Origin of the sequence: Nocardioides aromaticivorans, from assembly GCF_013408525.1 — a bacterium.
GTDB classification, from domain to species: domain Bacteria; phylum Actinomycetota; class Actinomycetes; order Propionibacteriales; family Nocardioidaceae; genus Nocardioides; species Nocardioides aromaticivorans.
The window spans coordinates 17,394-35,256 of record NZ_JACBZM010000002.1; the positions used below are offsets into that span (position 1 = coordinate 17,394).

A 17,863-nucleotide genomic window follows, 5' to 3' on the forward strand; every position below is an offset into this window, starting at 1 on the left:
AATGAACTGTGGGCTGACTCTCTGTCGGTGTGGCTTCACCTCGGAGCGGTCGAAGGCGACGACGCGAGCGCCCTCCTCGACATACCGCTCGACGATGTCGCGCGACCGAGACCGGAACCGGCTCCGGTGACGATGACCGAGTAGTCCTGAAGCCAACCCACGGCTCTCACTCCTTGATGAGGTACGCGCTCGGAAGCGCAACATAAAGGACCCCGTCGACGAGTGCGACGGGATGGACGGCCACAGCCGTCGTGGCGGGCGGCGCGAGCGGCTCGCCGGTGCGCAAGTTGAACTTAGCGAGGTGGAGGGCGCATTCGACGAAACCGTCCGCGACCCACCCGTCCGCCAACGAGTAGGTCTCGTGGGTGCACGTATCGTCGATACAGAAGTACTCGCCCTCTGTTACAAACACCGAGACGGGCGGCAGCGTACCGACGCACAGACCTTCGTCCTCGGGCACGTCGTGGGCCGCACAGGCACGGCGCCATGTGCGGCCCTCGACGTTCGGCAGCTCCACTTCCACGTCGTTGTTGGTCATCGTGCCCGAAGCCAACTGCTGATACTTGACCGCGCGCAGCGGGCTATCTGCGTGTGATTCAACGTCACTGTGACTTCGCTTCTCAGAAGAAGATGCTCAGATTCCTAGACAGCAACACGTTGTTGTCTAGGATGACCTCGCGGCGGGCGATGAGCAGACCGTCCGTGGCAGTCCGGCGGAGGATGTCGCGCCGACATCCAGCGTGCAGGTCAACATCGGCTTCCATGCGGTTGCGATAGACGAGGAAGTGGGACCGGGCCCGGTAGTCTCCTACACCGGAATCGTCCGGCTCCACTTCGACGTTCGTAATGAGGCGCCTGGTGCGCGTCGGGGGATCCTCGGCCCACGCCTGCCCGGTCTCCAACCCCCGCACCCGCTTCTCGAGATTCGGTTTGTCGTCGTCGAAGTATCCGAAGTCGTCTTCACCGGAATACTCGAACTGCTGCTCCCGCCGAGACAGGTTATACCGGAGAGGCGCCCACAGGTGGGCATCGTCGGCCCACAATGTGAGCCACTCCGTGAAGAGCCTGTCGTCAAGGAGTCGCGCCTCCTTGTAGTAGAACTTCTCGACCGCACGGGCGACGTCAATAACCTCTGTATTCGTATTCTCAAGAACGCTCATCAGGATTCTCCCGCCTTCGCCATGTCGCTTCGGTCGATTACCTCGGCCGTACGCACCGGCACGGAGATGTCCTTCCAAGACTCCGCCGCCATGAACTCGCCCCAGCGTCGGTACAGACTGCGCTGGTTCTGCTCACTGTAGGTGCGACTGACCTTGCCGGGCAGCGTCGGATGCGAGCGCTCGTGTCCCACTCCCATCTCGACATGCAACTTGGAGAGTCGGGTCACCACTCCCTCCTGACCCCCAGCACCTGAGCAGTAACTCCAGTTCTCGCCGTCGTCCTGTTCCCAAGTACCACCGGGGCTGAAGTGTCGGATGGCCTGCGTGCGCCAAGCATTCTTCACCTCCTGCGGAGCCTTCTTGTCGACGATGCACCACGACCAGGCCTCCATCTCGGTGGGACTCTTGGGCATCCAAACGCGCAGGACCGAGCTGTCGTGGAGGTAAGAGAAGTTGGGGAACACGTTGGCGTGCGTCCAGGACATCCCCTCTACGCGCTCCTTACCAAGGCGGTTGATGGACTCCTGGCGCGTCTCGTCGCGCCAGCGCAGGATCGCCTCGCTGCTCCCCGCCGAGAACGGCGCTCCGGTCGGCGAGTACATAACACCAACACCATGGCCTTCCGCTGGGTTGATCTCGAGCCCGTCGACATTCATGAAGGCGTCCGCCGCCTCGGGCGGGAACTCAGACAGCAGCACCGATATATGGCTGGAGATAGTGTGGTAGTTGTCTCCACTGAACTGCTCGGCGGCAAGCTTCCAGTTGCCCCGCATCTTCCACTTGTGGACACCGGAGATGACTTCGGTGCCGCCATCCACACGGTCAAGCAGGATGTCCAAGTAGTAGGTCATGTCGCCCAAGAAGTCGACAAGCGACGGCGCTTCGGGATCGAAGCAACCGAAAACCAGCCCTTTGTAGGACTGCACCTGTGGAACCCGCAGCAATCCCAACTTCGACTTGTCGATCTCGTTGTAGTAGGCGTATTCCTCGCTGGGCACGCTCACCAACGAGCCATCCGTGCTGTACGACCAACCGTGGTACGTGCAGGTGAAGGCCTTCGCGTTCCCCCAGTCGGCGCGGCAGACCTTCATCCCACGATGGCGACAAGAGTTGAGCACCGCGGTGATCGAGCCGTCGCGCTGTCGGGTCACCACGACGGCATCGGCGCCGATGTAGGTCGAGAAGAAGTCCCCGGCCTTGGCCAGCTGGCTTTCATGGCAGAGAAAGGACCATGATCGTGCAAAGACGCGCTCAAGTTCAACCTTGTAGATCTCAGGGTCGAAAAACATGCGCCGGTCCAGCAGGCCACCCTCGCTCTCGGACAGTTCCTTGAGCTGAGACGACAGGGCGGGATTCACAGGTGGTGCCTGAGGTGTCTGCCCGTTCGGGCTCACCAGTTGACCACTGTCATTCACAGTCAGCATTGTTGCCTCCATTCCTAGCTTCAGTTGCGACTTCGTTTGTCGGGGGGATTCGAACGCGCTGCATTTCTTGGGGTCAGCGCTGTAGAGGACTTCCCGGTTACCTGGTCGTCCTGTACACCACCGCCGAACTCCGTCCCGTCATCAAGTCCGTCTCACGGGTTCGAGGGCTGGTGCGGTGAGTGTTACATCACACCGCAGCCGTCGTGAAAATCCTCCCTCGGGTGAGGCCAAATATCCCCCAAAAGGGCTCATCACAGATGACGGTGTAGCGGCTGAGGTAGGGGCGGTGGCCAGGTAGACGTCGAGGCCTCCCGATGATGGAAGTTCTGACGCTCGCCATCTGGAAGACCTCGACTTGTCTGACGCTACCTTCGCTTGCCCTGATCTGACCAAGTTTTGCCGGCTCGATGAGCTCGGCCTTGAGGTCACCGGCCAACGCCTCGACGCCCATCGTGCTGTCCTCGCCTGCCGGATCCTCGAACCGGATCAGTGGTGTCGTCGTTGCGGCTGCGAGGGCGTGCCGCGCGACACCGTGACCCGAGAACTTGCACACGAGCCGTTGGGCTGGCGGCCGACGACGTTGCTGGTCACGGTCCGTCGCTACCGTTGCACCGGTTGTCGACATGTGTGGCGCCAGGACACGACCAGAGCGGCCGAGCCGCGAGCGAAGCTGTCGCGTCGTGGGCTGCGGTGGGCGCTGGAAGCCATCGTGCGCCAGCACCTGACGGTGGCCCGGGTTGCCGAGGGTCTCGGGGTCGCGTGGAACACCGCGAATGACGCGGTCCTCGCCGAAGGCACGCGCGTGCTGATCGACGACCCTGCCCGACTCGAGGGCGTCACCGCGATCGGCGTGGACGAGCACGTGTGGAGGCACACCAGGCGTGGCGACAAATACGTCACCGTGATCATCGACCTCACTGGCATCCGTGACGGCACCGGCCCAGCACGGCTGCTCGACATGGTCGAGGGCCGGTCCAAGCAGGCGTTCAAGACCTGGCTCGCCGGACGTGAGCAGTCTTGGCGCGACGCCGTAGAGGTGGTCGCGATGGACGGGTTCACCGGCTTCAAGACCGCCACTACCGAGGAACTCCCCGACGCGGTCGCGGTGATGGACCCGTTCCACGTCGTGCGGCTGGCCGGCGACGCGCTGGACCGCTGCCGACGTCGGGTCCAACTAGCCATCCACGGAAACCGCGGCCGTAAGGACGACCCCCTCTACCGCGCGCGCCGGACCCTACACACCGGCGCAGACCTGCTCACCGACAAGCAGAAGGCGCGCCTGGAGACCCTGTTCGCGACCGATGATCATGCTGAAGTCGAGGTGACCTGGTGGATCTATCAGCGGATGGTCGCGGCCTACCGTCAACCTGACCGCGCCAAGGGCCGCGAGCTGATGTGCAAGCTGATCGAGTCGATCAGCCACGGCGTCCCGGCCGCACTGAGCGAGCTCGTCACGCTAGGGCGGACCCTGAAGAAGCGAGCCGACGACGTGCTCGCCTACTTCGACCGGCCCGGCACATCCAACGGCCCGACCGAAGCGATCAACGGCAGGCTCGAACACCTCCGCGGCTCAGCGCTCGGGTTCCGCAACCTCACCAACTACATCGCTAGATCGCTGCTCGAGTCCGGCGGTTTCAGACCTCGGCTACACCCTCAATTGTGAAGAGCCCCCAAAAGGGGCTCTGTCCGGGTCAAGTCCGCTGGGTGGTGCCACCGCCATCCTCGACCGACTCCTGCACCACTGTGACGTCCCCCTCACCCTCGACCTCGCTCACCACCGAAGGACCCAGCCGTGGCCGACATCCAGGCAAAGCGCTGCGGTCGGGAGCTCCGAGCAGGGCGGTCACTTCTGCTCGGCTGAGATTGGTGACCTGGGGCCGGTCGTAGCGTTTGGGCGGGATCGCGAGGACCCGGGCGATCGTCTCGGCATGTTCTGGATGACGCAACGCGGCAAAGGTGAACATGGAGTGGATCGCTGCGAGCCGACCGTTGCGTGTTCTGGTGCTGTTGCCGCGCTCACTCTCCAAGTGGTTGAGGAACTCCCCGACCAGAGGCGCGTCGAGATCAGCGATGTCGATGTTCGTCGGCGCGATGTTCGTGCGCGCCGTGGTGAAGGCGAGCAGCAGGCGCCAGGTATCGCGGTAGGCAGCGATCGTGTGTGCGCTGGCACCAAGTTGATGACTCAGCCGGTCGGTGAAGAAGGCCTGCAGCGTCGGCGCGAGGGCGGTCATCCCCGAACCGGTCACGGTGCTGGTCGATGTAGTCGACCAGCACCGCGGTGGGCACCTCTACTTGATCTTGCGGTCGAGCTCCGCGGCCGCGAAAAGCCGCGGACGTTTTCAGGATCTCGTTGGCCCGACGCAGTTCCCGCACCTCACGCTCGAGCTCGGCCAGCCGCTGGGCGTCATCGCTCGTGGTGCCTGGCCGGACCCCGCCGTCGACCTCGGCTTGACGGACCCAGTTCCGCAGCGCCTCGGGGTGGACCCCGAGCTGATCGGCGACCCGCTTGATCGCTCCACGCGCGGACTCCGGATCCTTCCGGGCGTCCAATGCCATTCGCGTGGCCCGCTGCTGGAGCTCAACGCTGTACTTCCTCGGTGCTCCCTTGACTCTGACTGATCATTGGCGTGGTAACCGTGATCCTGCAGGTCAGGAGCACCCTCTTGCATCAGACCCGCCGCTACCGCGGCATCCGAGCGGTGGATTGTCAATGATCTTGTCAAGCCGTTCGGGGCATCGGTTCTCGCAACGGTGGGGTCAGTTCGAAGGGCCGGTTCTCGCGGAGCAGGGCCCACAGGACGTCGACGCGTCGCCGGGCCAGAGCGATGAGCGCTTGGACGTGCCCGAGGCCGGCACGACGGTGTGCTGGGCCTTGGCCGCGGCCAGGGCATCTGTTGCGATCTGGTCGGCGCTGCGGACCTTCCGCTTGACCAGCCACGTCCGCAGCCGCGACTGACCGGCACGGCGGATCGCCTGCGGCGTCTGGTAGCCGGTCAGCAGGGTCAATGCGCCGCGGCTATGGGCGTAGTCGAAGACCGCTCCAGCGCAGGGAAGTAGCCGCTGAGCACGTCGCGCAGCCGGTTGACCATGCGGACCCGGTCACCGACCAGGCCGGTGCGATGGGTCACCAGCAGCCGCAGCTCGGTCACCAACGAGGTGGCGACCTCCACCTCGGCAAGGTCGCCGCGGTGCCGCAGCGTCTCGGCCATGACATAGCCGTCGCGGGCGTCGGTCTTGGCTTCACCTCGGTAGGCGCTGGCCATCTGGTTCACGGTGCGGCCGGGGACGTATCTGACCCGCTGACCGTGCGCCGCCAACAGAGCAAGCAGGAGCCCCGACATGGTCCCGGTGACATCGACTCCCCAGACCACCTCCTCCGCGCGGGCAAGAACACCGCCGACCGCGTCGAGGATTGCGGCCTCGTCGTTGATCACCTTCGTCGACCAGACCGTGGTATCTGCCTCGTCGATAAAGCAGATCCAGTGGTGGCCATTGCCGACGTCGATGCCCGCCCACCCGAGCGGAACCTGTTCCTTCATCTACTCCTCCTTCGAGCGCACAAGGCATTGTCGTGGCCCGAAGGAACACCCCGCCGACAGATCCGTAAACAGCGACCAGGACGCGCATCTCAATCAGCAGTGAAGGCGTCCCAGGAGGAGCTGGGCGGCCAATCCATCGGAGCCATCAAGGGCGATCAAGCCCTCCCGGGCCACCCAAGAACTTACGGATCCAGGCTGAGGAGGCGTCCAGCGGTGCGGTGCCGGTCCAGGAGGCGAACCGGTTGCGGTCGGCGAACCTGGCCACGTCACCGACGTCGGCAAGGATCCGCGCGGCTACCACAGGATCGATGCCGTGGATGTCCATCAGGTGCGACCGTCGGGCCTGGACCATCGCCTTGAGCTCGGCGGTTCATCTTGGTCTCGATCGCAATCAGGCCTTCGCTATCACCTTCGCCGACCGGATGCCGGCCGCGGAGGACCTCTAACAATGGAAACGCTGCTTACACCGTTCTTCGGACAGACCCGCCGTGCACGCCTGCCTACATGGCAGTGTGGCCGCCATCGACGGCCAGAACCTGTCCGGTTATCCACGAGGACTCATCCGAGGCAAGGAACAGGGCGGCGGCGGCGATGTCATCGGGGGTTCCAGGTCGCTTAAGAGGTTGAACTCCAAGCATCATCTCAATGAAGGGGTCATTGGACAGGTCCGCCGTTTGCTTGGTGAATGGCACGAATCCCGGCGCGATCGCGTTGCAGCGGATTCCGTTCGCACCATAGTCGACGGCGATTGAGCGGGTGAGTCCAATGACTCCCGCTTTGGTGGCGGCATGCGGTCCATGTGTCGGGATGCCAACTATTCCAGAGGTGGACGCAGTATTGATGATAACTCCGGACCCGCGCCGTTTCATTTCGCGTAGGGCATACTTGCAACCGTAGTAGACCTGCGTAAGTTCGAACAGGACCGTGAAGTCCCAGTCTTCGGTTGGCAGGTCAGCGATGGGTGCCATTCGGACAAGGCCAGCATTGTTGTACATAACATCGATCTGATGATGGGCTTCGACGGTGTGCTGAATAAGTGCTGCGACCTCATCTTCAGACGTGACGTCAACCCTAAAAAATGAGGCATTCCCGCCCTCTGTGACGATTGTCTGGGCGACGAGGCGCCCCCCCTCCTCGTCGAAATCAGCGATGATGACGTTGGCGCCCTCGCGAGCGAAGAGTAATGCCGCCGCCCTTCCTTGACCCGATGCTGCACCTGTAATGACGGCAACCTTGTCCGCGAGCCTATTCATCTCTATTTCCCTTACTTTGGCTAGTCCCTGTAGACAATCGACGCTTGCCGATCGGCCTCGGCGAGAAAATCAGTCAGTAACGGCCCTGACTCTCGCGGAGAACTGGGGCGAGAAGAAGAACCTACCTACGATCCATCGCAGGCCACAATCGACAAATTTGAATAGCGTGTATTCAATCTCTTGAAGCGCAGAATCTCCGCGACCCTCTCGACAGCGACGACGAGCGCCACCTTTTTTCGGACGACTCGCCCAGCCCGGCTCGGCTCGGCTCGGCTCGGCTCGGCTCGGCTCGGCTCGGCTCGGCTCGGCTCGGCTCGGCTCGGCTCGGCTAGTGCGTACCTTCAGTTGATCTAAGCCAGTGCGTCGCGCAGGTCGGCCGGCAGGGGGTCCGCGGCGGTGATGGTGTGCTGACCGACGCGGAGCGCGATCGTGCGGTAGCGGCGGGCGGTGCGCACGAACTTCTTGATGGACCAGCCGGTGCTTTCCCCGACGAGCCGGGTGACCGCGAGGGCGGCGAACACGACGTTGAGATGGGCCTGGATCCACTCCGCCTGTGGTGGTAGATCGGGCGGGCTCGTGGGTCGTGCTTGGACATCCGGAACGACTTCTCGACGTGCCAGAGCTGGTGGTAGGCGCCGATCACGAACTCGGGTGTCGGGTCGGCCATGTTGGTGATGTAGGCCTTCAACCCCGCGATCGCACGGGTCTTGGCCTCCAGGTCGCGGTTGATGGTCTACTCGCCGCCGGTGAGTTGGACGAACCGGTTCCGCTTTACTGGCTCCTTGCCGGCGACCGCGCGTTGGGCCTTCGCGATCTGGGTGTCGATGCCGTGGAGCGACCGCCGGGCGGAGTCGGCCTTGTAGCGGTAGTAGGTGACCTTGTCTCGGCGCCCGGCCGCCTTCCTCGCCCCGGTCGCTGGCCAGGGGCGGCGAAGATGTGCCCGTCGGGGATCGGCCCGCCGGGATGGTCTCGGCGCCACTTCTTCACGTGGTAAGGCTCTTCGGGGATGCGGGCGCCGATGATATAGAACAGGCCGGCGTCCTCGATCGCCTCCCGGTTGGCCTCGGAGACCATCCCGGCATCCGCGACGATCGTGACGTCGCCCAACTGGTGGGCGGCCATGAACGAGGTGATGACCGGCAGCATCGTCTTGGTCTCGGCCTTGTTGCCCTCGAACGCCTCCATCATCAGCGGGAACCCGGTCGCATCAGTCAACAACCCGACGGTGATCTGCGGTTCGAGGCGTCATTCCTTGGAGAAGCCGGGCTCACGGAACCCGTCACCCTCGTGGATCTCGAAATACAAGGTGGTGACGTCGTAGAGCACCAAGGACGCTAGCCCCAACGCTGCGCGTTCCGCGCACGCGGCCGCCAGGTGCTGACGCCACGACGGCTGCCCGTAGCGGGGCAGACGCCGGCAAAGGCCCAGGACCCGAACTGGGCGAGTTCAATCGGTCGACGCTGCCGCGATCGGAGTGGAAGACCGCCAAGGGCTCGATCACGCTCGTGGCCGCGGCGTTCTTCAGCGCCGTCTCGACCAGCTCGGTGCGCATGTGGTCCGCGATCGACCAGCCCACGACCTTCTTGGAGTAGCAGTCGCTGACGGTGGCCAGGTAGATGAATCCCGCCCAGGTGTGGATGTAGGTGGTGTCCCCGACGAACTTGACCCCGGGACGGTCCGCGGTGAAGTCACGCTCCACCAGGTCAGGCATCGTCGCTGCCGCCTCGGCGTCCGCGTCGGTGGTGACCCTAAACGGGCGGGGCTGGCACGCGATCAGCCCCTGGGTGCGCATGATCTGACGCACCAGCTCCGGTGAGCACTCGGTGCCCTCCTCGGCCAGGTCGGCGTGGATCCGGCGGTACCCGTAGGTCCCGTCCGAGGCGGCGAAGAACCCCTCCACGCGGGCCGTGAGCGCCTCCGACGGGCCGCGGTGGCCGACTGCGGCCGGCAGAGCCAATCCGCGACGGCGTCCTGCAGTGACACGAGGCATTCTGGTGGCGGATGCAGGGTTGAGTTGCTCGACCGGAAGAAGTGGAACACCCGGCTGGAACTGGCCAACTCGATGTTCGAGTACCTCGAGATCTGGCACAACCGGAAGCGCCGTCACAGCCAGCTCGGGTGGCTCACGCCGATAGAATTCGAGCCCAATCGCATCATCACCGTGGCATGAGACTCCAACGAATCTCGACCACGTAGAACCCGGGGTCCACCAGAGTCTCCGGACTCGCCGGGAGGTGTCAAAGCGCCCCTTTTATCCACCACGACCCTGGACTTAACCCCGAGTCACATCTCTCAGTTTCAAGTTCACCCGTTACCGGCACTTTAGTGCAGGGTCACGAGTCTGTTTGGCGCCGCAGGCTCGGGTCGACGGTCGTCACAATGACGAGTATCGCCGAGACCGAGATCAAGATCAGAGCAAGTTGTTCAATGCCTGGCTGGTGCCCGCCCTCGGAAAAAGCGACAGTGATCACTCCAGTCGCGATCATGGCGCCGAGGTACTGTGCAGTGCGGGACATGCCAGCGCTTGCACCCACTTGGGTGGGGGGCGATACCTGATACACGATGATCTGGTTGGCGACTTGGGCCATTCCGTTCGCGATACCAAACAGTGCCATCATGCAACCTATATGGAGGATCGAGGTTGCGCTGTCTAGCACAACCATCGCCAGGCTTCCTGCCAAGAGGGCAAGGGCCGGAATCAGTAGCGCCCAGTATGGCCGGGATCCCCACGTACCCATGAAGGACGTCACGGCTGCGACTCCCGACATCACCAAGAAGAGTAGCCCGGCCGCGCTGGCAGTGAGGCCTCGTCCGTCTTGGAGCCAAGGGGTCACCCCAAATATCACCCCGTAGATCAAAACGAAGGTCAGGACTATGCGCAGGTAGGTACGCACCAAGGCCGGGTTGGTGGCCAGCATCCGGAAGTCGAGGAACGGATGCTCTGTCTTGAGTTCCATGCGCACGAAGATCAAAACCACGCCGGCAAGGGCCGGGCCGAGCAGGTACGCAAACGTCCAGAGTGTAGCCACCAGAATCTGGAAGATCGTGATCGTTGCCCCGAACATCAGCACGCCCGGGAGGTCGATCGTCCGCCATAAAGGGTTGTGACGGGCGGCAGGCTGAGTCTTCGGCAGGAAGAGCAGGCCAGCCGCAAGACTCGCAGCACCCAGGGGCAGATTCGCAGCGAACACCGCCTGCCATCCGAATAGGTCCACCAACCCCCCCCGAACGGAGGACCCACCATCAATGCGATCAGAGTAGCCACGTTGAGGGCGCGCAGTGGACCTGTCGGGCTCGGCATGCCCAGGGGCTCGGCGGCCCGCTCTCGGACCATCGACACGGCGGCCGGATATATTAAGGCAGTGCCGAGGCCGATCATCATGCGCGACACCACTAGCAAAGCGAGAGACATCCCGAGCGCACCCACCAGGCCTGCAACAGCTACCAGAGCGCAGCCCGCCACGAAGACGCGGCGCCCACCGAACTCGTCGGCCATGCGCCCGGCGACCGGCTGAGCGATGGCGCTGGCCAGGTACATGACGGACACCAGCCACGCGATATCCGCCGTACCAACTCCGAAATCGCGGCCGATGGGCGAGAGCGCGGTCGCGATCATGGTCGAGTTGAGCGGGTTGAGGGCAACTCCAAAGCAGAGGGTTGCAGTTAGGCGACGACTCATTCGCTACGTTCGTTTCCGACATCTCCGGCGAATGCGATTCGGAAGGGCCACCACGCTTTGGAAGTATTGCGACGCGGATATTCACCATGTGGGTTACACATTTTCTGACTGCCGCCTGAGCGTAGGGTCGCATGTGTCGTCGCGTGGTCTGCACTATCCCGGCTCCTTAGCGGAGCTGAGGTCGTGATTCCCCGACGACGAAGGCTTGGATGGAAACTCTGAACTGGCCCGCTCTAGCCGACTGGGCCAGTGCCCGAGGTGCGGCAGGAAGGCCACGAGGGTGGGTCGCAGACCGGGTCCGGCGCTGGGCGGCTGCCGCCAGGGGGTCTCGCGCAACCGCGGGGACGATCCTCCACGACATGCACACTCCACTGACGCTGTGGTTCGGCGCATCTGGTACAGGATCGCCGATCCGGGCGGGCGTCGGCGTTGACGATGCAAAGGTTGCTCGGGTTGGCCCACACCAATGCTCCGCTTCCGCGAGATGAACGACTCCGCCCTCCCTGACATTGCCACCCTCTGGAGATCGGGCGGCGCTCGCACGCGCCCATCAGGATGATGGAGTGGATCCGTAGCTACGTCGGGCACGGATACGGGCTTTGGGTGATCGAGACGAACTCTGGCGAGTTCGCTAGGCGGCTGGCGGTCTGACTATCCAGGAGGTAGAGAGGGCGCATGGATAGCCGGGGTTGGCAGGCCGGTATCCTCTTGGGCGTCAACGATACGCCCGCCGCGGCGACCAAATGCTGTACGCGTGGCAGCCCGGGATGCTGGCATCGAGCCCCGGATCGCGAGTCGCCCGGTCTGACAACGTGGTCGTTGACACGCTCAGCGATCGGCCATTGCGGCTGCCACCCCGCCAACCGAGAGCGCGAGCGGAGAGAACCTGCTGAACGGCGCAGCCGGCCGCCAACGTCGGTGGTAGCACGTTCACGAACCGGGGCACAGGGCGTACCGGTCACCGCCGCCCGACGGAGTTCGTTCTCGACCGCGGTTGCCACCGCGTCCGGCGAAACTCCGTCGGTCACCGGCCGCGCCGCGGCAGCGATGGTTCGTCCACAACGGGGTCGAGGACGGTGATGGCCCGCACCGGGCAGCTCGCGGCGGCCTCGAGCGCTAAGGCGCGGGTGCGGGGGCCACCGTCAACAGGCTCCAGGACGACGGCGACGCTGCGCTCGTCATCGAGGTCGAAGAGCTCGGGCGCGGTCACAACGCACGAGGCGAAGCCCTCACACCGCTCGAGGTCCACCGTAATGTTCATCGTCCCTCCGTGGTTAAGTCATGGGCAGTCTGTTCGGCGGCGAAGCGCCGCATCGGATCGATCCTGAGCGCACCGGCCAGCTGCATGATCAGCAGTGGGTGGGCGCCCCTTTGATGGAGGGTGACCAGGTCGCCCTCCAGGACAGCCGCAAGATCGGCCAGCCGTACGCCTGCGAGGTCGGCCGCGAGCTGGCCCGACTCTTCCGCAATGGAACGAAACTCCGGATCCCGGACGACCCGGCGGATGACCTGGTCCAGGGGTAAGTTCACGGTTCCTCCTCAGGGGCCAACCGAGCCAGCGCGATCCCGGTCGCCCAGTCCGGGACGGACTCGTAGGCCAGGACGACCCCTCTCGGCCCACGGGCCGTCCGCTCAGGCTCCGACACTCCCCAGCCCTCCTGACTGGACGCGGCGGCCATCGCGGTGACCCAGTTGCGGATCTCCGGGGCACCATTGCCGGCCTCAGCGAGGACGGCGGCGGTCTTCATGGCGAGGATCGCGCCGAGGTCCCCTGCGCGCACGTGCTGCAGGAACCGCTCGTCGAAGGCGGAGTTGATCTGGCCCATCTCCGGCGTGCCGACCCAGTGGGAGAGCCCGCCGGTCCCGAGCACGACCACTGTTTCGGCTGCGGGCCGCCGCGTGATGACGTCGCGCAGCAGTTCCCCCAGTTGGGCGCTGCGCCACAGGGGTGGCAGAGGCTCGGTGTTGGCGTTCTGGAACACCGGGACCACCGGGATGTCCATCTCTGGTCGGATGAGGGTCAATGGTGCCATGAACGCATGGTCGATCTTCGGGTTGGCGGAGAACGCGAGGTCGAACCCGGCGGCCACCCCCTCGGAGAGCAGCTGGGCAGCGAAGGCGCCAGCAAGTGGGACCTCGGCGCTGGCCACTCCTCCATCGCCCCAACCGGTGGCTATCTCTCCGATTCCGACGCATATCTGCGGAAAGCTGTCGTAGCTGAAGGATTTTAGGTGCTCGCTGCTGACGACGACGAGCACGTCAGGGGACAGCCGGTCAACCTCCGCACGCACCTGAGCGAAGGCCTGATGGACTGCGGCGTGCACGTCGTTGTCCGGTTGGAACTTTCGGATCATCATCGCCGTGTGGGACGTCGCGTACGCACCTACCAGCCTGCCCATCAGCGGGCCGCCCGTTGCCGGTTGGTGGCCGGATCCGTGGGGCCGCCGTCGCCGTCGCCGTCGGTGCGCCCACCTCGGCGCCCCGCGGTGACCGAACGCAGGAAACCGCCGACGACAGCGTGGAACTCCGCCGGCTTCTCGAACTGCGGCCAGTGACCGGCGTCCTCCATCAGACGGAACGTTGCATCGGGAATGATCCGGCTGGCCGCCTCCCCCACCGGCCACGGCATGGTCGGGTTCTGCCGGGTCCACAGCACGAGCGTCGGGCAGTTGATCGTCGCGAGCCGCTCGGCGGTCAGCAGTTCCTCCGGCCGGGGCCGGGAGGTGAATGCGGCGACCATGTCACCGGCGGTGGCGGCGAAGTCCGGGCTGGCGTAGATCCGGTACCGGGTCTCCACCAGTTCGTCGGTGACCACGGACGGGTCATGGACCAGCCATTCCAGCCGAGTCCGGACCTTCTCCCGGGTCGGGGTGTCCAGAGCCTTGGTGGTGGCCTCCGCGACCTGTCGGCCGACGTTCTCGGTCAGCGTGGCACCGTCGGCGTCCACCTGCAGCCCCGCCCCGGTGACGCTGACGAGCGAGGCGACCCGCTCGGGGTGGTGGACGGCGAGAAACGCCGCGACCCAGCCACCGAGAGACTGCCCGACCAGGTGGGCTCGCGAGGCGCCGATCTCGTCGAGGAAGCCGAGCACGTGCTCGGCGAGCGCGCGGATCGAGTACTCGATCCGCGGCTTGTCGGTGAAGCCGTGACCCAGCATGTCAATGGCATGCACGCGGAAGTCCCGGCCGAGGACGGCGACGTTGCGCACCCAGGTCTCGGCGTGCCCGCTCACGCCGTGCAGCAGGACTACCGGCTCACCGGCGCCTGCCTCGATGCTGCGGGTGCGGTAAGAGCTCGCCTGGCGGTACCGGACCTCGGTTCCCAGCAGGTCCACCCAGAACGAGTTCCCCTGCGGCTGGGCCGTTCCCCCTTCAGTGCTCGTCACGTTGAGGCTCCTCTCTGTTCGGCCGTGCGGCCGGTGCGGGATGGTCGGTCACTCCGGTCCGAACGGCTCGGTGAGCAATGTCGTGTAGGCCCTCTCGTCGAGCCAGGTGAGGCTCTCCAGCTGCAGCGCGTCAAGGAAGACCTCGCGGCCGGTGCGCAGGCTACGGATGGCCAGGCGAAGGTCGTTGCCGTCTCGGTCGGCGCGTACCCGCACCCGGGCGAACTCGTTGCTGACTACGAGCTCGCCGTCGGCAGAGCCGGTGCGCAGCCAAGAACTCGGCTCTGGTGCGCCATCAGCCCCGACGTCCCGACTGCCGTCGAGGTCAGCCGCCTGGGCCTCAGAAGAAGATGGAGATGGCACGGGGCAGCACCCGGTGGTCGAGGAGCACGGTCCGTTCGGCGATCTTCCAGTTCTCACCGGAGGTCACGATCCGGTCGCGACGGGAGCCGACGAAGAACTGCTCGGAGTTGGCCCGCCGGGACTGGAAGACGATGAAGTTGCACTCCGCTACCAGGTCGCCGTCCGGCCCGGGGGTGACCAGGACGTTGCTGATGAACCGACGCGTCCGCGACCGCGGCTGCTCCGAGTGGGCAAGACCACCGGCCAAGCGCTCCATCCGCTTGGCGAGGAAACGGGCGTCCTCCTCCATGAGCGACCACTCGCCGGGGACGTGGTCCCGGTGCTGCCGCACCTCACGGGTCTCCGTGATTGGCATCCAGTAATGGACATCCTCGGTGAACAGGTCGAGCCACTCGTCGTAGCGTTGCTCGTCGAGCATCTTGGCCTCGCTGTAGAGGAAGTCCTCGACGTCGCGGCGCAGATCGGTGAGGGAAGTGGTCATTTCTGCTCTCCCGGGGTGGTCATGAGTTCGAGCCAGTAGCGATAGAAGTTGCGGTGGTTCTGCTCCGAATAGTGGGGCCCCAAGTGGCCGGGGTATCCCTCCTCGTGGATCTCGCCCTCGTGCCCCAGGCCCATCGCGTAGTTGAAATCCCGGGTCTGGGAGACCACCCCGCGGGCGGACTCGGTGATTTGCTCGAAGTTCTCGCCATCGTCCTGGCCGAAGATCCCGGCCGCGGCGTTCTCCTGGGACATCTGGGTGCGGGCGAAGTCCTTGACCGACTGCGGCGCGTCGCGGTCGAAGAGCGCCGTCTGCCAGACCTCGATCTCACCCGGTCCCCTCGGGTGCCATTGGAAGAGCCCGAAGACGTGGAAGACGCCGAACTTGATCCATGACAGGTTCGGGAAGATATTGCCCTCACCGAGCCCGTGCATCTCCGCCTGCAGCGGGGAGACCCGGGCCTTGAGCCGCTCGTGCACGGCGTTGACGTACTCGATCGCCTCCGGCCCGAGGAACTGAGCCATCCCGACGTCGTTCTGATAGGCCCGGCCGGGCTTGCTGATGTCGCCCATCCCGTGGCCGTGGTCGAAGTGTGCGATGTAGTCGGCGAGCATGTCGTAGTCGGGGAGGAAGCCGATCTGGAAGGCCGACCCGTGAGTGTAGAGCACGTGGTAGTCGTCGCCGGCGAAGTTCTCCGCCGCAAGCTTCCAGTTGGCCTTGATCCGGAACTTCATCGTGGGGCCGATCACCTCGAGCCCGCCGAGCGGCGCCTCGAAGGCTAGGTCCAGATACCAGAGCTGGTCAGCGCCGAGGTAGTCCACCAGCGGGATGGCGTCCATGTCCCAATTGGCGAAGATGAATCCCTTGTAGTTCTCCACCCGCGGAACGATCTTCAGACCTAGCCGCGACTTGTCCAGCTCGCCATTGTAGACGGTATCTGCGCGAGGTACACCGATCAGATCGCCGTTGTTGCTGTAGGTCCAGCCGTGGTAGGGGCAGCGGAAGAACTTCGAGGACCCGGCGTCGGTGCTACACACGGCCATGCCCCGGTGGGCGCAGGAGTTGAGCATCACCCGGATCACTCCGTCCGCACCGCGAGTGGCGATCACAGGGTCCTCGCCCATGAAGTTCGTCAGGTAGTCGCCCGGCTCACTCAACTGGGACTCGTGGCCGATGAACAACCACGTCTTGGTGAATACCCGGTCCAATTCCTTGCGGTAGATTGCCTCGTCGACGAAGACCGTTCGGCTGACGGCGCCCTCGTCGGGCTTCACCAGGTCGTGCAGTCCTGCGGCGGCCACGTCAACGGGGCGTTCGCTGATGCTGGTCATGATCGGGTCCTCTCGGGGTCTGACGGGTTGCGTGAGGTGAGATGGGAGGGCGGACCCGAACGGCCCACCTGTAAGCGGATCGTCTGGGCGTCTGCGGTATCACTGAGCGCTGTCATTGCTGGTCCAACTGTTCTGGGCCCCGAGATTAGCCATGCCCGCGGCGTACAGGGCGCCCTGCGCGTCGAAGGGGAGGTGGGCCACGCCGGCCCGCTCGTATGACGGGGTCGCGGCTTCCAGCCGGCTGTAGATCTCCTCCATGTCCGGAGGCAGCTCATGGTCCTGCCACGCGGCGTAGTCCCCGTAGCCGTGGTCGTAGTTCCACTCCGGCACGTAGTAGAGGCGCCCGGACGCCCCCGCGCTGTCCTGGGCTGCGAGGAAGAGCGAGATCGGCAGCAGGTGCTCGGGAATCGCCGGGCGCATGAAGTAGGCGATGCCCTGCTCGTTGAAGGCCCGGGCGGTGGCGTCGAACCACGACGCTCGGGTGTGCCCCGGCATGATCGCGTTAACCGCGACCCCGTCGCCGCGCACCTCCTCGGCGAGGTAGAAGGTCAGCGCCATCACGGCGGCCTTGGTGGCCTGGTAAGGCATCTCGACCGTCCACGGGCGCAGCCCGTGGTAGCCGCCGCCGGCGGCGACGGCCAGGACGCCACTGCTGACGACGTTGACGATGCTGCCCCGCTGCTGGGCCCGCATCGGCTCGATGAACCGGCGGATGGCCTTCAGCGTGCCGAACACGTTGACGCCGAACATCACCTCCCAGTCGCGGTCGGTCGTGTCAAGGGTGTTCCGGTGGCCTGTGGGCGGGAAGAGGGTTTCGGAGACCAGAGACGCGTTGTTCACTAGGACGTCGACGGTCCCGAACCTGTCGATGACAGCGTCTCGGGCGGCGTCGAGGGCGTCGTCGTCGGTGATGTCCATGTCGACGGCCATGCCGCTGCCGTCCGACTCCAGCTGCTTGCGGAAGTCGTCAGCGTCGTCCCACGTCAGGTCCGCTGCAACGACCTTGGCGCCGGCGCGCAACAGTCCCTCGCAGAGGGAGCGGCCGATGCCGCGGGCTCCACCGGTGACAACGATGACTCGATCCGCCACCTCGCCCTGCCACTCACCGAGTGCCCGCTCGACCAGCTGACGCTGCCGCGCAGTGGCCACGGTTCCTCCACCAGACTCCGACATCCAATTCTCCTCAAGGTAGGACGACTTTCTGCATTGCAGTACACATAGGAGCGTATGACCCTCATCACGCGCTGTCTACGG

At 64.9% G+C, this 17,863-nt stretch carries 18 protein-coding genes and 4 pseudogenes; 3 read left to right on the forward strand and 19 right to left on the reverse strand.

Features of this window, described 5'->3' with window-relative positions:
• Positions 1-166 precede the first annotated feature (166 nt).
• The 3 genes from BJ993_RS24425 to BJ993_RS24435 all read right to left on the reverse strand — a co-directional run bounded on the left by BJ993_RS24425 (position 167) and on the right by BJ993_RS24435 (position 2,584).
• Positions 167-538, reverse strand: coding sequence for a non-heme iron oxygenase ferredoxin subunit (locus BJ993_RS24425; protein WP_179652677.1), 372 nt, complete (start codon positions 536-538; stop codon positions 167-169).
• A gap of 82 nt (positions 539-620) precedes the next feature.
• Positions 621-1,160, reverse strand: a complete 540-nt coding sequence (locus tag BJ993_RS24430; protein ID WP_179652679.1) for an aromatic-ring-hydroxylating dioxygenase subunit beta — start codon at positions 1,158-1,160, stop codon at positions 621-623.
• Positions 1,160-2,584, reverse strand: coding sequence for an aromatic ring-hydroxylating oxygenase subunit alpha (locus BJ993_RS24435; protein ID WP_179652681.1), 1,425 nt, complete (start codon positions 2,582-2,584; stop codon positions 1,160-1,162). The genes BJ993_RS24430 and BJ993_RS24435 overlap by 1 nt, the downstream gene beginning before the upstream one ends.
• Before the next feature lie 355 nt (positions 2,585-2,939).
• Here BJ993_RS24435 and BJ993_RS24440 point away from each other — a divergent pair, with 355 nt between their 5' ends.
• Complete coding sequence (locus BJ993_RS24440; RefSeq protein ID WP_179652683.1) at positions 2,940-4,247, forward strand: ISL3 family transposase; 1,308 nt, start codon at positions 2,940-2,942, stop codon at positions 4,245-4,247.
• 28 nt (positions 4,248-4,275) lie between these two features.
• On the opposite strand, the gene BJ993_RS24445 is transcribed toward BJ993_RS24440, so the two are convergent.
• From BJ993_RS24445 to BJ993_RS24485, 8 genes and pseudogenes are all read right to left on the reverse strand, one after another.
• Positions 4,276-4,815, reverse strand: coding sequence for a tyrosine-type recombinase/integrase (locus BJ993_RS24445; RefSeq protein WP_179652685.1), 540 nt, complete (start codon positions 4,813-4,815; stop codon positions 4,276-4,278).
• A gap of 130 nt (positions 4,816-4,945) precedes the next feature.
• Positions 4,946-5,170, reverse strand: a pseudogene (locus tag BJ993_RS26795) (transposase); the annotation flags it as partial.
• A 171-nt stretch (positions 5,171-5,341) separates the two neighbouring features.
• The gene (locus tag BJ993_RS26800; RefSeq protein WP_169702102.1) at positions 5,342-5,590 is read right to left on the reverse strand and encodes a hypothetical protein; all 249 of its coding nucleotides are present in this window, start codon (positions 5,588-5,590) and stop codon (positions 5,342-5,344) included.
• Positions 5,587-6,123 carry an IS110 family transposase gene (locus tag BJ993_RS24460; RefSeq protein ID WP_179652687.1) on the reverse strand — a complete coding sequence of 179 codons (537 nt, stop codon included), beginning with the start codon at positions 6,121-6,123 and terminating at the stop codon, positions 5,587-5,589. Before BJ993_RS24460 ends, BJ993_RS26800 begins: the two co-directional genes overlap by 4 nt.
• A 145-nt stretch (positions 6,124-6,268) precedes the next feature.
• Positions 6,269-6,448: a transposase gene (locus BJ993_RS24465; protein ID WP_218865367.1), complete on the reverse strand. Its 180-nt coding sequence runs from the start codon at positions 6,446-6,448 to the stop codon at positions 6,269-6,271.
• 175 nt (positions 6,449-6,623) lie between these two features.
• Positions 6,624-7,376, reverse strand: coding sequence for an SDR family NAD(P)-dependent oxidoreductase (locus BJ993_RS24470; protein ID WP_179652689.1), 753 nt, complete (start codon positions 7,374-7,376; stop codon positions 6,624-6,626).
• 350 nt (positions 7,377-7,726) lie between these two features.
• Positions 7,727-8,792 (reverse strand): annotated as a pseudogene (locus BJ993_RS26250) (IS1634 family transposase); the annotation flags it as partial.
• Between the two features lie 40 nt (positions 8,793-8,832).
• Positions 8,833-9,332, reverse strand: a pseudogene (locus BJ993_RS24485) (DDE-type integrase/transposase/recombinase); the annotation flags it as partial.
• Between the two features lie 58 nt (positions 9,333-9,390).
• Between BJ993_RS24485 and BJ993_RS24490 the strand changes: the two are divergent.
• The gene (locus BJ993_RS24490; protein ID WP_179652702.1) at positions 9,391-9,546 is read left to right on the forward strand and encodes an IS3 family transposase; all 156 of its coding nucleotides are present in this window, start codon (positions 9,391-9,393) and stop codon (positions 9,544-9,546) included.
• 163 nt (positions 9,547-9,709) lie between these two features.
• Here BJ993_RS24490 and BJ993_RS26805 read toward each other — a convergent pair.
• Positions 9,710-11,055, reverse strand: a pseudogene (locus BJ993_RS26805) (MFS transporter).
• A gap of 1,024 nt (positions 11,056-12,079) precedes the next feature.
• Positions 12,080-12,316 (reverse strand): ferredoxin, encoded by a 237-nt coding sequence (locus BJ993_RS24505; protein ID WP_179652706.1) that lies wholly within the window; start codon positions 12,314-12,316, stop codon positions 12,080-12,082.
• A gap of 20 nt (positions 12,317-12,336) precedes the next feature.
• Between BJ993_RS24505 and BJ993_RS24510 the strand changes: the two genes are divergently transcribed.
• Positions 12,337-12,579, forward strand: coding sequence for a hypothetical protein (locus tag BJ993_RS24510; RefSeq protein ID WP_179652708.1), 243 nt, complete (start codon positions 12,337-12,339; stop codon positions 12,577-12,579).
• 2 nt (positions 12,580-12,581) lie between these two features.
• On the opposite strand, the gene BJ993_RS24515 is transcribed toward BJ993_RS24510, so the two are convergent.
• The 6 genes from BJ993_RS24515 to BJ993_RS24540 all read right to left on the reverse strand — a co-directional run bounded on the left by BJ993_RS24515 (position 12,582) and on the right by BJ993_RS24540 (position 17,758).
• Positions 12,582-13,454 carry a DODA-type extradiol aromatic ring-opening family dioxygenase gene (locus tag BJ993_RS24515; RefSeq protein ID WP_179652710.1) on the reverse strand — a complete coding sequence of 291 codons (873 nt, stop codon included), beginning with the start codon at positions 13,452-13,454 and terminating at the stop codon, positions 12,582-12,584.
• Positions 13,454-14,440: an alpha/beta fold hydrolase gene (locus tag BJ993_RS24520; RefSeq protein WP_218865369.1), complete on the reverse strand. Its 987-nt coding sequence runs from the start codon at positions 14,438-14,440 to the stop codon at positions 13,454-13,456. Before BJ993_RS24520 ends, BJ993_RS24515 begins: the two co-directional genes overlap by 1 nt.
• Positions 14,441-14,488: 48 nt before the next feature.
• The gene (locus tag BJ993_RS24525) at positions 14,489-14,653 is read right to left on the reverse strand and encodes a hypothetical protein (protein WP_179652712.1); all 165 of its coding nucleotides are present in this window, start codon (positions 14,651-14,653) and stop codon (positions 14,489-14,491) included.
• A gap of 124 nt (positions 14,654-14,777) precedes the next feature.
• Positions 14,778-15,281: an aromatic-ring-hydroxylating dioxygenase subunit beta gene (locus BJ993_RS24530; RefSeq protein WP_032491531.1), complete on the reverse strand. Its 504-nt coding sequence runs from the start codon at positions 15,279-15,281 to the stop codon at positions 14,778-14,780.
• Entirely contained in the window at positions 15,278-16,609 is a 1,332-nt protein-coding gene (locus BJ993_RS24535) for an aromatic ring-hydroxylating dioxygenase subunit alpha (protein WP_179652714.1), read from the reverse strand. Before BJ993_RS24535 ends, BJ993_RS24530 begins: the two co-directional genes overlap by 4 nt.
• A 99-nt stretch (positions 16,610-16,708) precedes the next feature.
• Complete coding sequence (locus BJ993_RS24540; RefSeq protein WP_218865370.1) at positions 16,709-17,758, reverse strand: SDR family NAD(P)-dependent oxidoreductase; 1,050 nt, start codon at positions 17,756-17,758, stop codon at positions 16,709-16,711.
• Between the last annotated feature and the right edge of the window lie 105 nt (positions 17,759-17,863).

Excerpts from the sequence above, each read along its gene's own strand:
- BJ993_RS24425 (WP_179652677.1), bottom strand. The coding sequence starts at position 538 with ATGACCAACAACGACGTGGAAGTGGAGCTGCCGAACGTCGAGGGCCGC.
- BJ993_RS24430 (WP_179652679.1), bottom strand. The coding sequence starts at position 1,160 with ATGAGCGTTCTTGAGAATACGAATACAGAGGTTATTGACGTCGCCCGT.
- BJ993_RS24435 (WP_179652681.1), bottom strand. The coding sequence starts at position 2,584 with ATGCTGACTGTGAATGACAGTGGTCAACTGGTGAGCCCGAACGGGCAG.
- BJ993_RS24445 (WP_179652685.1), bottom strand. The coding sequence starts at position 4,815 with ATGACCGCCCTCGCGCCGACGCTGCAGGCCTTCTTCACCGACCGGCTG.
- BJ993_RS24460 (WP_179652687.1), bottom strand. The coding sequence starts at position 6,123 with ATGAAGGAACAGGTTCCGCTCGGGTGGGCGGGCATCGACGTCGGCAAT.
- BJ993_RS24465 (WP_218865367.1), bottom strand. The coding sequence starts at position 6,448 with ATGGACATCCACGGCATCGATCCTGTGGTAGCCGCGCGGATCCTTGCC.
- BJ993_RS24470 (WP_179652689.1), bottom strand. The coding sequence starts at position 7,376 with ATGAATAGGCTCGCGGACAAGGTTGCCGTCATTACAGGTGCAGCATCG.
- BJ993_RS24505 (WP_179652706.1), bottom strand. The coding sequence starts at position 12,316 with ATGAACATTACGGTGGACCTCGAGCGGTGTGAGGGCTTCGCCTCGTGC.
- BJ993_RS24510 (WP_179652708.1), top strand. The coding sequence starts at position 12,337 with ATGGGCAGTCTGTTCGGCGGCGAAGCGCCGCATCGGATCGATCCTGAG.
- BJ993_RS24515 (WP_179652710.1), bottom strand. The coding sequence starts at position 13,454 with ATGGGCAGGCTGGTAGGTGCGTACGCGACGTCCCACACGGCGATGATG.
- BJ993_RS24530 (WP_032491531.1), bottom strand. The coding sequence starts at position 15,281 with ATGACCACTTCCCTCACCGATCTGCGCCGCGACGTCGAGGACTTCCTC.
- BJ993_RS24535 (WP_179652714.1), bottom strand. The coding sequence starts at position 16,609 with ATGACCAGCATCAGCGAACGCCCCGTTGACGTGGCCGCCGCAGGACTG.